We start from the raw sequence: 14,612 nt of genomic DNA on the forward strand, positions 1-14,612 counted from the left end.
CTTAGAACTTGGAATTGATGCTGGCGCGCAAAGATACCATCGGCATTGCATCTGAGTGCCTGAGAATTCATTACCAATGGGAATATGACTTCACTGCATTGACTCAATTGTATTGAATGGTGAATGTCGCCAACCCGTTCGCCTTGCCCGGCGTCACCTTGGCTGCACTGGTCTGTATATAACGGGCACGCAGCGGCAGCACCAGTCTTCCAGCGCTCCCCGCTGCGCCAGTGAGCACGACGCTCTCACCAAAGCGCAGCGGCCGCTCGCCCTGAGCCCCACGTTGGACTATTTCAATCGCCACGCCTGACGCTGTGTCCGCTGACGCGGTCAGTGGCATGACCCCAGGCAAATTTGAGGCATCCCGCGGCGCATCCACGCGCACGCCGATCACGGTACCTGCCGGATCGAAACCCTGGCAATCAAGCTCGATATCAAAATCCCGATTCGCAGCGGTGATTCCCATCCCCGTAAACGCATTCCGGGACACGGAGCCAAATGTTACGGCGACATTCCTGCTTCCCGCGGTAGGCGTACAGGTGCCTGGCTTGATGATGCCCGAATCCTGGTTCAGATACACCGCCAGTACCGGCGAGCTGTCAGGAGTAAGCCAGATTTGATGAGCGGCAAAAAAATACCCTGGGGGAAATATCTGCCCGCTACCAACGACGCTGGCGGTCTTTATCAGCTCCACAACCAAGGGGTCTCCCGGAATCCCGATGATCTGACCATTATTGTAAAAAAAGTGGGCGGGGTAATACGTCGAAACCACCGTGCCTCTTTCGTTCACGACTGACTGTCGGATCCTGATCCCGATCCCTGGAACGTCCGTTGCAGTGACCGAATCCATTCCCGGCACCTCTTTGAAAGCCCAAGGAGAAGAGTATGACACTCGCGCCATGGACTGCCCGCCAAAACCCGAGCAAGAAAAGTAATTGTCCTTTCGCGTAACTGGATAGCTGCGCGTGATGATTGTCGCCCCCACCGGCAAGCTGGACGGAACAACGATCTCGCCAAGGTCCAGGTACACATTCTGTGTAGCATACGTCGCGGGATCGACGGCAAAACACCATGCCGAAGCCGGCGTAATGGACGACAACCCTGCCGCTGCAACCACGCCGCAGGCAAACAAACGCAACCACCCCTGGGTCACTGACATAGCGTCTCCAATGAAGTCATTCCAAGCTGCTCCTGACCTGAGGCAGCAGCCACCTTGTAATCGAGCACACAACGTTGTGAGGCTTGCGTGCCCCACTCAACCTGCAGCCGTCCGCTGTTGTGCTCGGTACGCACATAGAGACGTCCACCTTGCCCTACCAGACCGACAAGTTGCCCGACCTCATCCTTGACCGACGCACCTAGCGGAAGCGATTGGCCAGTTGCGCCGCGCACACTGATCAACAACGCCCGACCACTGCGGGTCTGGAATCGCAGCAAGCTGATGGCGCCAGCGTAAGGCGCCACCGACTGACTACTGGCGTCCAGCTCGACATCCCGCGCCATGTTGGCTGGATCAAGCGTGACGGCATTGAGTCGGTACGGCGATACATAGGGCACCAGCGCATAGCCACGTTTGTCCACACGCAGGCCGGAGGCATTGCTCACCGTCGCATCGGACGCACCAGGCGCATGTACAAGTACCATGGTGTCACCGCGATACGGCCCGAGCGTCACTCCGCCGCCGTGCACCAGCAGGTTGCCACTGGCGCTGAGCGAGAGCTGCTGGAAGGCGTTGGAATACCCATATGTACCGTTGAGTGTTGCGTAACGGGCGCGATAGCCCGCCGAGGCCATCACACTGGAGCTACCGCTACGACTGTCGGCCAAGGTCAGCCCATAGTTGAAACGGTAGTCGGCACCAAGCGCGCCAGTGATCCCTATGCGGCTATTGTCATAACCGCCGTTGGGGTTACGCGAGCCAGCATCACGCATTCCCACATCTGCGTTCAGTGACATTGACCGGCTGCGTCGGCCCAGCGGCATGCTGATACTCAGCAGATACTGGGTGTCGCGCACCGCAGGCAAACCTTCTTCGGTACGAGCCGCGGACAAGCCCAGGTTCATAGCACGCCAAGAATTGTTGTAGCCTATTTGGTACTGCACGCTGTTACCTGGGATGTCGTAAAAGTCGCGTACCGATCCGGTCACATACAGTGACCCCCAGCCTTTTTCCAGCGGCTGATTCAGGGTCAACTGAAACTGGCTGCGTTGCCGACCGAACCGCTGCGCGTCGAATCCGCGCGCGATTGCATCACGGTGACGCATTGCATCCTGCAGGCTGTAATAGCCGCGGGTAGAGTATCGGTAGGCTGCCAGAGTTACATTGGTGCCAAGCTGAGCAATCAGGTTGCTGTAGCTCAAACGCATGCTCGACCCCAAGGCATCCTGCCCACCTTGGAAGCGCGCGCGCGCGTGGGTCATTTCAAGCGAGACCGCGCCCACCGGCGTCGCCAGTCCGGCGCCATACAACAGCGCTCCATATTGCTCACTCAACAGGGCACCGCCATACAGGGTCAAGCGATTGGCGATGCCGCGCTGGTAGGTCCCTTGAGCCAACCATGGTCTATCCAGCAGATTGTCATTTCGCACCTCGCCCAGGGTAAACGCATAACGCGACATGCCCGGGCGCAGCATCTGTGCGACAGAGCCGAACGGGACCTTGAACGAGCGCGTGCGTCCGTCCGCCTCGATGACGCTGACGTCCAGGTCGCCGCCGTAGCCGGTGGGGAACAAATCCTCAATGAGGAAGTTTCCCGGCGACACCGTGCTGGAATAGATCAGCTGTTGGTTCTGCCGAATCTCCACGCGCGCGTTGGTTTCGGCGATACCACGGATCACCGGTGCGTAGCCACGCAGCGAATCGGGCAACATGCGATCGTCAGTCACCAGGCTGATGCCGCGATAACCTAGCGAATCAAACAGTTCACCGCTGGTATAGGCCTCGCCAACGGTGAGCTGGCCACCCACGCTCGCGATTCCACGTTGAGCATAAGTACTGATACGTTGATAGTTGCTGCCGCCGCCCTCGTTCCACGTGAGATTGGAGTCCTGTCGCAGCTGCCAGCCCCCCAGATTGAGTCCCATGTTGAGGCCAAGATAGGCACTGCGATTGCGCGTAGAGAAAGCGCCGCGTGTCCGCCCATCCACCACGTTGAAACTGTAGCCAACAAAACCGGCGTTGATGCCACGGTCCCACAGCGCCGGATTCACGTAGCCACGTGCCTCGCGACGCAGGTTGACCTGCGGGATGCTCAAGTCGTAGCGCAGATTGCCACTGTCATAGATGCCGAATGCATCGGGCATACGCTCCTGCACCTGGACACAGGCATCGGCTGTACTTGCACTGCCAGCAACGGTCTGCAGTTGCTCGGTATCTACGCCAAGGTCTTCAAGCAGCGCCATGTCCAGGCAGGCCCCCACCTCGCCCTGCCCATTGCCGCGAAACCGCAGATCCCGGCGCCCCTTCCAGCTGCCGTTGACGTAAATATCCACGCGATAGTCGCCCGCCACCATCGGATTGCCATTGGTGAAGGCAGATAGATCAACCTTGGTGCCAGACCCGGAAAGAAAGTTGGAGTCGAACTGCGCTACTTCAGGGGCAGCACGCTTGGCCGGACCAGCACTTACCAGCAACGCCTGCTCGCCGAGATTGCCGCTTGGCTCCGGCTCCGGCGCCGCCCACACACGCAGCGGCAGCGCAACGCCTGCGACAAGCAGAAACATCGGCAGCATTCGCTCAATGCCCGCTGCTGCATCGAAGATCGACCTCCGAATAGAAGATGACAGTCTGCTCTCAATCACACCGGTTTCCTTCAGAACGATCGCAACTGCAAGTACGCCCGATCCATCGATCCGTTACTCAGAGACCAGCAGCTACGCTGGCGCTGTTCTCCACCCTTCCGCCGTAGTCGTTGATGGTGATGAAGCGCACCGTGTCCATGGGACCAGCGGCATCCAGCACCAATTGCTGGTTGGGGCCGATCATCTTTCCTTTCTCTTCAACCAGCTTGTCCACGTTGGCGCTGATTGCATGCACCTCTGCCAACGTCACGTGATAAGGCGTTGGATTGTCTGCCCGCAGCTTTCCTCCCGACCAGCTCCAGCGCAGCTTCGATGGCGCATCGTTGGCCGATTCCGGCATCCCTTTTGGGCGATAGAACAACTTGATTCGCGAACGGAATGCCACCTGCAGATAGTTCTGCTCTTCAGCGGATTCTTTCGGCGACGGCGCGACATCCAATACGTTCAACCAGAACAGTGACTCGCGATCTCCAGGCAAATCGGCTCCGGTGAAGATCACCCGCAACGCCTGGCTGCGTCCGGCCTCAACCCGGGCGATAGGCGGCGTCAACAAGAATGGAGCATCACTGTTTTCCGCCGTCTGCTCGGGGTCGCCACTGTCGATCCAGGCCTGCACCAATGAGGGCGCCTCGCCGACATTGCTTACCTGGACGGTGACTTCGCGCGCCGGCCCTGGGTAGATCACCCTTGTCCCGTTGATCACCACGCCTGCCATGGTCGCCGGGCAGAACGACACCATCAACACCGCGCCAAGCAGTGCTTTCAGGAAATGAGAATTCATCGCAGCCACCGCTTCTATGCGTGGAATAGATCCCTCGGCCGGCCGCATCGCCGGCCAAGGGTGGCGACAACTGCGATCAGTTGTAGATGATCGTGTACTTCACGCTGCTGGTGACTTCACCCGGGGTCACCGCACCTTGGGCGTAGTACTCGACGGCGTAGTTCAGGTTTGCCGATCCGTCTGCAGCAACAGTGACCCATTGCGAGTTGGTCTGCGGCTGGCCCGCACCTGCAGCCGTCATCGGCAACGCAAGGTTGTTGCTGCCGAGCAGCTGCAGCTGCACCCGGGTTGCCGCGTTGGCGGTAGCGGTGTTGTTCAAACGACCACTGCTGGCATCGATGGTGGCGCCCGGCTCAAAGTAGGTCGCCACGTCGCCAGCATCGCATTGAGTCAGACTGATGGAGAAAGGCGTGCGGCCGGCAACCTGGCCATTGGCGGCCAACGCGTTGGCACCGACAGTCGGCAGAGTCACAGTGAAGTCCTTGCCCTGCGGCGTGGAGATGGTGCAGGTCTTGTCGGTGATTTCGCCATTGAAGGTGATGGTGCCGTCAGTGGCGCTGGCAGCAAGCGGGGCTGCTGCCAGCAGGAGAACTGCGATTATGTTGACGTTGCGCATTGCGATTACCTTGCCCTGAGGAGTTGAAGTGGGTCCGGGGCAAGCAAGGAGCTCAACGAAGCAACATTCGATCCTTGACTCGCTTCCCGATCAGAACTCGACACCTGCTGTTCGAGAACTGGACGAGAAGTTATCAGGAACAAATGTGACGCTCTCCACATAAATTGCCAATTAGCCGTTCCAATCAAATCTGCAACAGCCATTCACATGATCCCTGCACATGCGGCACCTGCAATAGCTGCCGTGTACCCGGATCAAGCTCAGCACAGTCGATTCGCCAGAATTCCCATCTTCCGTGGACAAGGAGCGATTTGATCGTGATCACTCAACACGCGTGATGTCCGCGAGCAGAACGGCATGTTGCCTCTTCTGCTTCGCTTCCAGCAGGCGCCTACTGAAGCTCCCAAACGCGGAGTACGGCCATGATTCGTTCTCTCCTGCTCGGTGCGGCGTTGCTTTCCATCACTTCGGCAAGCAACGCAAGTCAAGGCACCATTCGCTTCGTGGGACGCATAGTTGATTCGGGCTGCAACGTTGGACTGCTGCGCGACCAGCAACAACTGAACCTGGATACCTGCCCGATGTCTGCACAAGGCGCGCAGCTGCAGGTATCCACCCTGGCCACCGGCGATGTCGTCACCTTGGTGGCCTACCACGAGCAAGTTGGCCTTGCGGCACATCCAGACCAGGCTCACGAGCGGTTCTTTTCCCAAAGCTATGCATTGCAGGCTCGCCCCGAGCAACGGGCAAAAGCGGGCTATCTGGTAGTGGTCACCTACCCGTGACACTCCCAAGGCACCCGGCAGACCTGGAATGGCCTGCCGGGTTTCGTGCCAGTTATCCATGACCTTCCGATGCTTGCGCTGCAAGCAGTGACATCGGCGGCCCGCGCCGATCAGTCGACGCCCAGCTTGCGCTACAGATCGACCAGCGTGATCCCGCCTTCGCCATCGAGAGACGCGCAGATGCGCTCCAGCATGATCAAACTTTGCCTGGTACCTGCGCTGGCCTGGCAAGGGCCAACGCCTGCAATACAAAACGAAGTCAGGCGGTTCCCGCTGTACTGCAACCTCGCAATCACCCAGTAGCCACTCAATGGCAGCCATCTGGTCGCGATCAATTTTCTGTGGGTTCTCCGCCCATCCGCGCGGCCGCACAGGAGCCGCTCCGATGACAGTCGGTCATGCATTGCTGAACCGCCCACGTGTTTCATCCATGCATGCTGCACAACGGGGGCAGGCTCTGGGATCATGCGTGGGTCTCTGCTTCCGGTGCCTGAGTACCCATGACCGCTGCCCAGCCCGCTGCCGCCGTTGTGCACAACCGCCGACGCCTGTTACAGGCGGCTGTGCTGATCCCAACCTTGGTGGCGCTGGCGGGGCTACCTGGCTGCTCGCTACCAGAACAAGTGGATGGTACCTTCCTGCAGCCTTGGCGCGACCATCAGAACTGGACCGCCGCGGACTGGCAGCGCTCGATGACGCTTGCCCAACGCGCCGGTTGCCGCCAACTGGTAGTGCAATGGAGCGGCATCCTCGGTGGTCCGGAGGGCGATTGGCAACTGTCAGACGCCAGCTTCACGATGCTGTTCAATGCCGCCGATCACGCTGGCATCAACGTGCGTGTCGGCCTGCCGTTCGAGCAGCGCTGGTGGCAGGTAATCAGTGCCGACGAAGTGCAGCTGCGCGACTTCTTCGCCGCCAGCCTGCAACGCGCCCGCGCTTGGCTGGGCCAGAGCAGCCTGCCCCGACAGCAACGCTTCGCCGGTTGGTACCTGCCCTACGAGCTGGAGCAGTACCACTGGGCCGAACCTGCACGTCTGCAGCTGCTGGTTGGCTGGCTGCACGAGATGCAACAGGCGACGATCGCACATGGTGGCGACTGCGCCATCTCCACCTACTTCAGCCAGCTGCAGACCGAGGGCACGCTGGTCGGTCTGTGGCAGCACGTGCTCGATGGCACCACCCTGCGCCCGATGGTGCAGGACGGCATTGGCGTGGCCGGCCAGGACAACCACCAAGCACTGACGCCGCTGCTGGCCTTGTTCAAGCAACGTGGCGTGGCCTTCGATGCCATTGTTGAACTGTTCCGCCAGCTGCCGCCACCGGCTGGCGACGAAACCCAGTTCCATGCTGAGAGCGCCGACTTCAGCCGCGTCCAGCGGCAACTGGAGTGGGCCCGCACCAGTGGTGCCGGCAATGTTCTGGTGTATGCGCTGGAACCCTGGCTCTCACAGGACACACCCCAGGCCAAGGCGCTGCGGCGAGCCTGGGGCTTGTAGCGCTGCCGGAACCCAACGCGAGCGCGGTCACGCGGCTTCAATCAGCTCCAGCAGATGCCCGTTGCGCAGGAAAAGAAAAACAATGCGACGGCCACCGAATGCAACTGCTGCGGCCGGCTCAGCGGTTCGGCGTGCGCCTGCATCTTCCAGTGCATCCAACGCCACATCGAACTCCTTCACCTCGAACGCCTGGTGGTACATACGTGTGCGTCGGCTGAGCACACCTTGCACCGGCGAGTCGGCCGAGGTTGGCACCAGCAATTCCAGGCGCGGGCCCGGCCCAACCAGGAAACGCCCCTTCACCCGCTGTACCGGATCCTCGAATTCCTCACCTTCCTGATGGTAGCCAAGCTGCTCCCACACCATCTGCTCCAGTGCGAAATCCTTGCAGGCAACGCCAATGTGATGAAAGGTGCAGCCAAGTTTTTCCAGCATTGCGGGTCACCTGCGACAGAAAAGGGAAAACAACCGGCAGGATCACCGGATTCAGAACTGGAAATAGAGGAACCGAGCGGTCTTGTCCAGGTTCAACATCGCATAGGCAAGCACCAACAAGGTCAGCACCAGCCAAGCGAGGTTCGGCCGCCAACGCATCCATGCACGCGGTGCCGGCGACGCCCCTTCCAGCGCAGGCGAATAGGCACCCATGATCTGGTTGGAGTTCGGTGCCAGCCACACGATCGCCAACAAGGCCGCAATCATCAGGCCCGGGGCCCAACGCTCGAACAGCATGCGCAGCAGATCACCGCTGCTCCACTCCGGATTGCCGGCAAACATTGCCTGCAGCGGGAACAGCACAGACGTCAGCGACTCCATGCCATGCAGGCCGGTCATGCCCGCCAGGATGCGGAACGCATCAGCAGTGCTGTTGGCCCGGAAGAACAGCAGCGCCACCACGACACACAGGAAGGTGAGCAGAACATAGCCGGCACGATGCCAGCCGCGTGCAACCGTGCCGAGCGGAGCCGGACCGAACTGGCGCCAGGCGTGATTGATCGCCAGGTAGCTGCCATGCAGCAGGCCAAAGATCAGGAACTGCAGCCCGGCACCGTGCCAGACGCCGGCCAGCCCCATCGTCAGCACTGTGGGAAACACCACCATGCTGGCAAAACCACGCAGCGTGGCGGTGGCTTTGCGTCCCACTGGCAGCCCTTTCTGCGCCCGTGCACGGGTGATCGCCAAGGCAACCGGGTTGTACAGGTAGGCAGTGAGATAGCGCGTCAGCGTCATGTGGAAACGCGTCCAGAACTCGATGATGCCTGTCGATTTGTAAGGCGAGTTGAAGTTCATCGGGAAGCGGATGCCGAACATCTTGGCCAGGCCCATCGCCATGTCCGAGTAGCCGGAGAAATCGAAGTACAGCTGCAGCGCATACGCCAGCGCGGCACTCCACGCACCCAGCAATTGCAGCTCACCCGGCGCCGAAAAGCCCGCCTCGGCCCACGGCGCGATGTTGTCGGCCAGCAATACCTTCTTGGCCAGACCGATCACGAACAGCGCGCCGCCCACGCTCAGGTTCTCCGCCTTGAAGCGATAGTTCGCGCGGTCAGCGAACTGCGGCATCATTTCCTTGTGGTGCAGGATCGGCCCGGCGATCAGGTGCGGGAAGAAGGTCACGAACAGCACGTAGGACGAGAAACCACGCTCGCGCACCACGCCAGCACGGCAGTCCAGCAGGAAGCCCATCTGGGTGAAGGTGAAGAACGAGATACCCAGCGGCAGGATGATGTCGCTGGTGCTGTGCGCGACCAAACCCCAACCATCCAACACGCCCAGCAGCGATGCAAAGTACTTGTAGTAGAACAGCACGGCCAGGTTGGCGGCGATGCCCAAACCCAGAACCCACAACTGCAGCTTTGGCCTGTCCTCGGTGGACAGGATCACCAGGCTGAGCAGGTAGTTGAATACGATCGACGCCATCAAGAGCACGACGAAGCTAGGGTTCCACCAGCCGTAGAACACCAGCGATGCAAGGCTCAGCCATATCGCTGCCAGACTGGGACGAATGCCACCAAGAAGGTAGTAGCCGCCCAGGGCAATGGGAAGAAACAGCAGCAGGAACGGGAGTGAATTGAACAGCATGGCTTCGCTTCGTTGAGGCCGGGCTTGTGGCCCGGCCGGGTTGGATCAACCGCCTTTCTGCTTCTGGATCAGCGCGATGAGCTCACCTATGTTGCGCAGCCCTTCCACTTCCGAAGCCTTGAAACGCACGCCGAAACGCATCTCGGTGGCGACCATGATGTTGACGTTGCTCAGCGAATCCCAGGCAGGGAAGTCGGCTGCGCTGGATGCCTCGGTGATCACCACCGACTCATCGTCGAAAACATCACGCAGGGTTTCCTGGAGGATGGCGAGAATTTCTGCGTTGTTCATTGTTTGCTCCTGATCTGCATGGGGACATCCCCTGGTTTGAATCCTTCAAGCTCCAACACCCAATCGCTGCCGGATTCATCCTGCGAGCGAAGTGAGAAGCCCAGCTTTTCGTAATGTGCGGCGACCATGCCGTTCTTGGCCGTCGCCCGGAACTGCCCCAGCAGGCGCTTGGCGCCGGCCTTGCGGGCTTGTTCGACGAGCACCTGCAAGGCAGCCTGTTCGACGCCCCGGCCCAGCACCCGGCAGCTCATCAGCCATGTATCGATGATCCACTCCGCGTCCGCCTCCTGGCTTGGCAGTGCGGCGATGATCGAGATGATGCCGTTGTCGCCAAACGTATCGGACAGGCGCAAGCTCAACAGCACCGCCCCTGGCGTTGCCATCAACTGCTCGACCTCCGCATCGCCGTAGCGGCGGGTGGTGAGGTTGAACTGGTTGGTCTTGTTGATCAACTGGACAATGCGGGCTTGATCGGTGGCGTTGAAGGGCGCCCATTCCAGCACCATCGCCAGGCTGGCCAGGTAACCGGCCAGGTCACCCTGGCTCCCCCGCAGCAGCTCACGCTGCTGGTTGGCCTGGTACTGGCTGGCGCGCTCACGGTCTTCGGCGGTCAGCGCCAGCGATTCGAAGTAACCAGAACCGGCGACACATTCGACATACAGCGCCGGGTCCTCGGGCAGCTCGGGGACGCGCACCATCGGCAGCTCGCGGCGGACCAGGTTGCGTTCGAACGGGTTGTCGTCGGCGAACACCAACGCATCCACGCCGATATTCAACTGCTGTGCGATCGAACGCAGGTTGCTGGCCTTGTCATTCCAATTGGCGACAAAGCAGGCAATGTGCTCGGTACGCAGCACCATCTCCGGGTGCGACTGGAAGGGCAGACGGGCGTTGCTGTCGTCATTCTTGGAACAGACCGCCAGGATGATGCCGCGTCGGGACAGCTCAAGCGCATAGCGCTGGAATGCGATGAAAGCCTCACCCTCCGCGCTGCCCTGGCCGAGAACGATGCGCTCCAGCCCATCATCACCAATCACGCCGCCCCACAAGGTGTTATCCAGATCCAGCACCAGGCATTTGCCGGTGGCGCCGCGCCGCGCCGCAACCAGGCGCGCGACCAGTTCGCCGAACATCGGCGCTGCAGCCGGAGAGACGTACTGCTTGGCGCGCAGCCACAGGCGAGTGTCATGCCATTCACCCAGGCCATCGCGCTGGCAGGCGTCATCCAATGCAAGGATGTCCACGCCCTCTTCGTCCGCAGCAATGCGCAGTGCTGCGTTGATCTGCCGCAGCATCGCGTTGCTTACGCCGCTGAAGCGGTGCTCGTTGTTGCCCATCAACACCGGGAACACCGGCATCAGGCTGGGCTGGATGACCTGTGCGCCAAATGCCTCGCGTGCCAGCTTCCAGACGCCGCGCAGCTGCGCGACCACCGCGGTGATCCGGTCATTGGCCTCCTGCTGGGTCAACAGCGCCACGCCCTGTCGGAGCAGGTGCCACGGGTCCATTGCACACACCACCACCTGCGGCGCGAACGAATGTAAGCCCGAGCCGGGAGTCAGCAACTCCTGGTAGTACTGGGCGTAATCCGGAAAGTAGATCTCGGCCTGCATGCCCCAGCGCATCGCTGCAATGCGCAGCCCCGGTGCAAGGTGCTCCAGGGTGGACGCGCCGAGTACCGCCACGCGCACGCGGGCGCTGTCCGCCACCTGCATCTTTTCATCCTGCAACGCACTCACCAGGCGCTTGTCCAGCTTGGCTACCTGGAGGAAGTCCAGCGATTCGTTGGCCAGCCCAACCAGCTGGTCCCAACGAACCTCGTCAGCACGCGTGGCCACATCCAGGCGTTTTACCCAGTCGGTCGTTTTCGGCAACCAGTTCATTGCGGGCATATCAGTGTCCTTGTGATGCGTTGGCCGCGCTTGGCATGCCAACCGTCTCGCGTTCCAGCGCTGATAGCGGCTGCAACAGCGACATTTCCGAGAGCTCCCACACCACCAGCTGCAGGCCTTCCGGCAAGGGAGTCTTCAGCACGTCCAGCACCGCGTCGGCGAACTTCCCGCCATCGCGGCTCTGGTTGAGGATGGGTTCGTGCAGATGACGGCCGAGTTGCTCGGCAAAATTGCTGCGGCGGGAATTGGAACTGCCTGCCAGCAGGACGCGCGCCGTCGGGCCGTCATCCAGCAGGCCGCCGCTTGCGACCATTTCAATCGTTTGCGGCACCTCCTTGTCCAACGCCGGGCGCCAACCGTCAGGCGCGTGTTCCAAACCGGCCAGCACGATCAGATCCCCCATGCGTGGCTGTTCGCTGGCGGCTTCGGAGATGGTGTACTGCTGCGTCCCCTCCCCATCCAACAACGGCTTGGCCGCGTCAGCGACCGCGCGTGCGGCGCGCTCAGCCCCTTCCTGGTCCAAGTGCACGTCGGTGCGGTAGTACGGCAGCGGCAAGGTCTCTTCGGCCAGCGTCCGGCGCAGATCGACATGCGCGACAGCGGCTGCATCGAGCGCCTGTACGAAGCCCTCCAGCTGCATCTGGCTGGGTACGGGACGGGACAGTCCACACAACTGCTGGGTGGCGATGCGTGACTTGTCCGGCACGGTCACCACCAGCAGTTGCACGCCACGCTCGCGCAGCGCAGAAGCAACCTTGTGCATCACCTGTACGCGCACGGCCTGGGCCTGCGCCAGATCGGTACCGGCCGGCGAACGCAGGCCGTCGGCGTAGAACAGCCAGCCCGGGCAACCCTGCAACACCTGCGGCCCCAGCTGCCCCAGCATGCGATAGCGCCACGCGGCATCGGCCGTTTCCAATGGCTCCTTGAATGGCAGCTGCAGGCTTTCCTCGACGCCGCGCGCAGCCTTCCCTACCCATGCGCTGCTGGCGTTGAACGCTGGCACTGCGTCCGTTCCCTTCAGCTGCACGGCTGCGTATGCCATGCCCGCAGCCATCAATGCCAACCACACTGCAGCGACCCGGCGATGGGCCGGGCGCTGCTGTGCGTCTGCGGTCTGTTCCTGCGCTGGCTGCCCGCTCATTTCGCCAATGCCGCCTGCACCCGGTTGCGCCATGCTGCCGGCGCAAGCAGCGCGGAAGCATCCCACTGCCCGGCCACATCCGGACCGAACAGCAGCTGCGACTCGTTGAGCTGCCATACCACTACATCTGGCTTGTGCTGCGCGAACGCATCGGACTCCAGATACTCCAACAACACCGACCACGGCCCGAAGTTGCCGTACTTCCAGGTCAGGCCAACCGGCCGGTCCAGCTTGTTGGACAGCATCTGCGGAAAGCCCAGATAGGGCTGCACGGCACTGTTGCCAATGACCTGCACCACCGCTACGTCATCATCCAGCAGCCCACCCTGGTCAACCAGCTTGCGCACGGTGTAGATCTCCTGACCTACCGTTTTGCGCTGCGCGGCGGTCATCAGCTCGGTGAAGTCACTGAACCGACGCTCCTTGATCCAATCCCCCAGCGCCTTGCCGGTACCGGCCTCGCCGGAAAGCGTCCAATGCTGTTGGATCTCGCCTGCGGTGGCCTCTGCGGCAGCTTCCGCGCTCCAGGCCGTCCAGTGCGAATCCTTGCGGAAGAACGCGCCTTGCCCACTCTGCTCGACAGCAGTCAACGCCGGCATCAGGTCGACGCTGACGATGCCAGCAGCCTTCAACTGCTCCTGCGCGGCGGCATAGCGCGGCTGTGCGGCTGCACTGATCGCGCTGCCATCCGGCAGGTTGCCCTGGCCGAAGCGTGCCTTCAACGGCACCACCACCACCACCAGGCCAATCCCCTTGGCCTTGAGCAGTTCATTGGCATCGCGCATCAGCGCGATGTTCTCGCGCATTGCCGCCGTGCCGGCCTGACTCATGTCATCACCGGCATAGAACAGCCAGTTGTCCTTGCCCACCAGCACCGCCTGCGCGGAGGCAGGGGCCGCCACGCTGGTCGCAAGCAGCGCCACCATCAGAGCGCTGGCCAGTCGTGGCAGGAATCGAGTCGTGTTCGGCATTGAATCTTCTTCCTGTGAATTACGATCGTCTGCGTTGATCAACATGCTCAACGTGCACGATAGGGTTCTGTGCGTGCAGCCTGCCCCTTGAGCACCGGCGCGTTGGCAGTACCGGTGACGAACAGGCTGTAACGGTCACCGGCCTTCAGCGCGGGCAGCTGCAGCGGTGCGGAGGCACGCGCACCACATTTCGCCAGCAGGGTCGCCTGCACCGGATTGATCGCGCGCGTGCCACGGCTTGCCTCGGCTACCGATGCCAACACCACGTCACCAGAGCTGAGCTCCAGCCGGGCATTGCAGCCGGGCACCAGGTTGTAGAGCGCAAGCTCCGCCTTCAAACCCGTATTGCCGGTCGCCTGCTGATCCTGCACGACCCGCACACCAGCACCGGCGCCCACCAGCAGGGTCACAAAGCCACTGGCCGGTGCTGGCGTCGCCACCTGCAGCGGCTTGCCATTGACGCGCACACGGAATGGCCGGCCGCCGGGCTGGACGTAGTAATCGGTTGCAACCTTGCCACCGGCCGAAACCTGCTCGCCGCGCCCCTCACCCACCTGCACGCTGAGTGGTGTCGCCTGGGCGTTGGCAACGCGTACATAGATGGAGCCCTCCGGCGGCAAGGCGTAAAGCCGCGCCACGTCACGCGCGGCGGAACCTGCCGGCGACGCGGCGACCTGCAGCGGCACAAGAACTATGGCCATCCAGATCGAGCAGCGGACGGCGCATTGGATCACGCCTTGGAAAACGGACATG

Annotated in this window: 13 protein-coding genes; 2 read left to right on the plus strand and 11 right to left on the minus strand. The window is 61.6% G+C overall.

The window, feature by feature from the left end; translation table 11 throughout:
• Window positions 1-103 precede the first annotated feature (103 nt).
• The 4 genes from ACVOLL_RS06810 to ACVOLL_RS06825 all read right to left on the minus strand — a co-directional run bounded on the left by ACVOLL_RS06810 (window position 104) and on the right by ACVOLL_RS06825 (window position 5,198).
• A complete protein-coding gene (locus ACVOLL_RS06810) occupies window positions 104-1,159 on the minus strand; it encodes a fimbrial protein (RefSeq protein ID WP_481512209.1) in 1,056 nt (351 codons plus the stop codon).
• Entirely contained in the window at window positions 1,150-3,723 is a 2,574-nt protein-coding gene (locus tag ACVOLL_RS06815) for a fimbria/pilus outer membrane usher protein (RefSeq protein WP_481512210.1), read from the minus strand. Before ACVOLL_RS06815 ends, ACVOLL_RS06810 begins: the two co-directional genes overlap by 10 nt.
• Before the next feature lie 136 nt (window positions 3,724-3,859).
• Window positions 3,860-4,630 (minus strand): fimbrial biogenesis chaperone, encoded by a 771-nt coding sequence (locus ACVOLL_RS06820; protein WP_481512211.1) that lies wholly within the window; start codon window positions 4,628-4,630, stop codon window positions 3,860-3,862.
• Window positions 4,631-4,658: 28 nt separating this feature from the next.
• The gene (locus ACVOLL_RS06825; RefSeq protein WP_481512212.1) at window positions 4,659-5,198 is read right to left on the minus strand and encodes a fimbrial protein; all 540 of its coding nucleotides are present in this window, start codon (window positions 5,196-5,198) and stop codon (window positions 4,659-4,661) included.
• A gap of 422 nt (window positions 5,199-5,620) precedes the next feature.
• On the opposite strand from ACVOLL_RS06825, the gene ACVOLL_RS06830 reads away from it, so the two are divergent.
• Both ACVOLL_RS06830 and ACVOLL_RS06835 read left to right on the plus strand, forming a co-directional pair.
• Window positions 5,621-5,983, plus strand: coding sequence for a hypothetical protein (locus ACVOLL_RS06830; RefSeq protein WP_481512213.1), 363 nt, complete (start codon window positions 5,621-5,623; stop codon window positions 5,981-5,983).
• A gap of 500 nt (window positions 5,984-6,483) precedes the next feature.
• Window positions 6,484-7,479 (plus strand): DUF4434 domain-containing protein, encoded by a 996-nt coding sequence (locus ACVOLL_RS06835; protein ID WP_481512214.1) that lies wholly within the window; start codon window positions 6,484-6,486, stop codon window positions 7,477-7,479.
• 27 nt (window positions 7,480-7,506) lie between these two features.
• On the opposite strand, the gene ACVOLL_RS06840 is transcribed toward ACVOLL_RS06835, so the two are convergent.
• From ACVOLL_RS06840 to ACVOLL_RS06870, 7 genes are read right to left on the minus strand one after another with little or no spacing between them, the layout of a single operon-like run.
• Window positions 7,507-7,914, minus strand: coding sequence for a VOC family protein (locus ACVOLL_RS06840; protein WP_481512215.1), 408 nt, complete (start codon window positions 7,912-7,914; stop codon window positions 7,507-7,509).
• A gap of 51 nt (window positions 7,915-7,965) precedes the next feature.
• A complete protein-coding gene (locus ACVOLL_RS06845) occupies window positions 7,966-9,561 on the minus strand; it encodes an MBOAT family O-acyltransferase (RefSeq protein WP_481512216.1) in 1,596 nt (531 codons plus the stop codon).
• Window positions 9,562-9,606: 45 nt separating this feature from the next.
• Window positions 9,607-9,852, minus strand: coding sequence for an acyl carrier protein (locus tag ACVOLL_RS06850; protein WP_481512217.1), 246 nt, complete (start codon window positions 9,850-9,852; stop codon window positions 9,607-9,609).
• Window positions 9,849-11,744: an HAD-IIIC family phosphatase gene (locus ACVOLL_RS06855; protein ID WP_481512218.1), complete on the minus strand. Its 1,896-nt coding sequence runs from the start codon at window positions 11,742-11,744 to the stop codon at window positions 9,849-9,851. Before ACVOLL_RS06855 ends, ACVOLL_RS06850 begins: the two co-directional genes overlap by 4 nt.
• 1 nt (window position 11,745) lies before the next feature.
• Window positions 11,746-12,888 carry an alginate O-acetyltransferase AlgX-related protein gene (locus tag ACVOLL_RS06860; protein WP_481512219.1) on the minus strand — a complete coding sequence of 381 codons (1,143 nt, stop codon included), beginning with the start codon at window positions 12,886-12,888 and terminating at the stop codon, window positions 11,746-11,748.
• Complete coding sequence (locus ACVOLL_RS06865; protein ID WP_481512220.1) at window positions 12,885-13,859, minus strand: alginate O-acetyltransferase AlgX-related protein; 975 nt, start codon at window positions 13,857-13,859, stop codon at window positions 12,885-12,887. Before ACVOLL_RS06865 ends, ACVOLL_RS06860 begins: the two co-directional genes overlap by 4 nt.
• A gap of 47 nt (window positions 13,860-13,906) precedes the next feature.
• Window positions 13,907-14,611, minus strand: a complete 705-nt coding sequence (locus ACVOLL_RS06870) for an alginate O-acetyltransferase AlgF (protein WP_481512221.1) — start codon at window positions 14,609-14,611, stop codon at window positions 13,907-13,909.
• Window position 14,612: the final 1 nt, after the last annotated feature.

Source organism: Stenotrophomonas sp. STEN035 (genome assembly GCF_056759935.1).

What these genes read in the sequence shown, in the direction of transcription:
- ACVOLL_RS06810 (WP_481512209.1), bottom strand. Translation starts at nt 1,159, where the DNA reads ATGTCAGTGACCCAGGGGTGGTTGCGTTTGTTTGCCTGCGGCGTGGTT.
- ACVOLL_RS06815 (WP_481512210.1), bottom strand. Translation starts at nt 3,723, where the DNA reads ATGTTTCTGCTTGTCGCAGGCGTTGCGCTGCCGCTGCGTGTGTGGGCG.
- ACVOLL_RS06820 (WP_481512211.1), bottom strand. Translation starts at nt 4,630, where the DNA reads ATGCGGCCGGCCGAGGGATCTATTCCACGCATAGAAGCGGTGGCTGCG.
- ACVOLL_RS06825 (WP_481512212.1), bottom strand. Translation starts at nt 5,198, where the DNA reads ATGCGCAACGTCAACATAATCGCAGTTCTCCTGCTGGCAGCAGCCCCG.
- ACVOLL_RS06830 (WP_481512213.1), top strand. Translation starts at nt 5,621, where the DNA reads ATGATTCGTTCTCTCCTGCTCGGTGCGGCGTTGCTTTCCATCACTTCG.
- ACVOLL_RS06835 (WP_481512214.1), top strand. Translation starts at nt 6,484, where the DNA reads ATGACCGCTGCCCAGCCCGCTGCCGCCGTTGTGCACAACCGCCGACGC.
- ACVOLL_RS06840 (WP_481512215.1), bottom strand. Translation starts at nt 7,914, where the DNA reads ATGCTGGAAAAACTTGGCTGCACCTTTCATCACATTGGCGTTGCCTGC.
- ACVOLL_RS06845 (WP_481512216.1), bottom strand. Translation starts at nt 9,561, where the DNA reads ATGCTGTTCAATTCACTCCCGTTCCTGCTGCTGTTTCTTCCCATTGCC.
- ACVOLL_RS06850 (WP_481512217.1), bottom strand. Translation starts at nt 9,852, where the DNA reads ATGAACAACGCAGAAATTCTCGCCATCCTCCAGGAAACCCTGCGTGAT.
- ACVOLL_RS06855 (WP_481512218.1), bottom strand. Translation starts at nt 11,744, where the DNA reads ATGCCCGCAATGAACTGGTTGCCGAAAACGACCGACTGGGTAAAACGC.
- ACVOLL_RS06860 (WP_481512219.1), bottom strand. Translation starts at nt 12,888, where the DNA reads ATGAGCGGGCAGCCAGCGCAGGAACAGACCGCAGACGCACAGCAGCGC.
- ACVOLL_RS06865 (WP_481512220.1), bottom strand. Translation starts at nt 13,859, where the DNA reads ATGCCGAACACGACTCGATTCCTGCCACGACTGGCCAGCGCTCTGATG.
- ACVOLL_RS06870 (WP_481512221.1), bottom strand. Translation starts at nt 14,611, where the DNA reads ATGTCCGTTTTCCAAGGCGTGATCCAATGCGCCGTCCGCTGCTCGATC.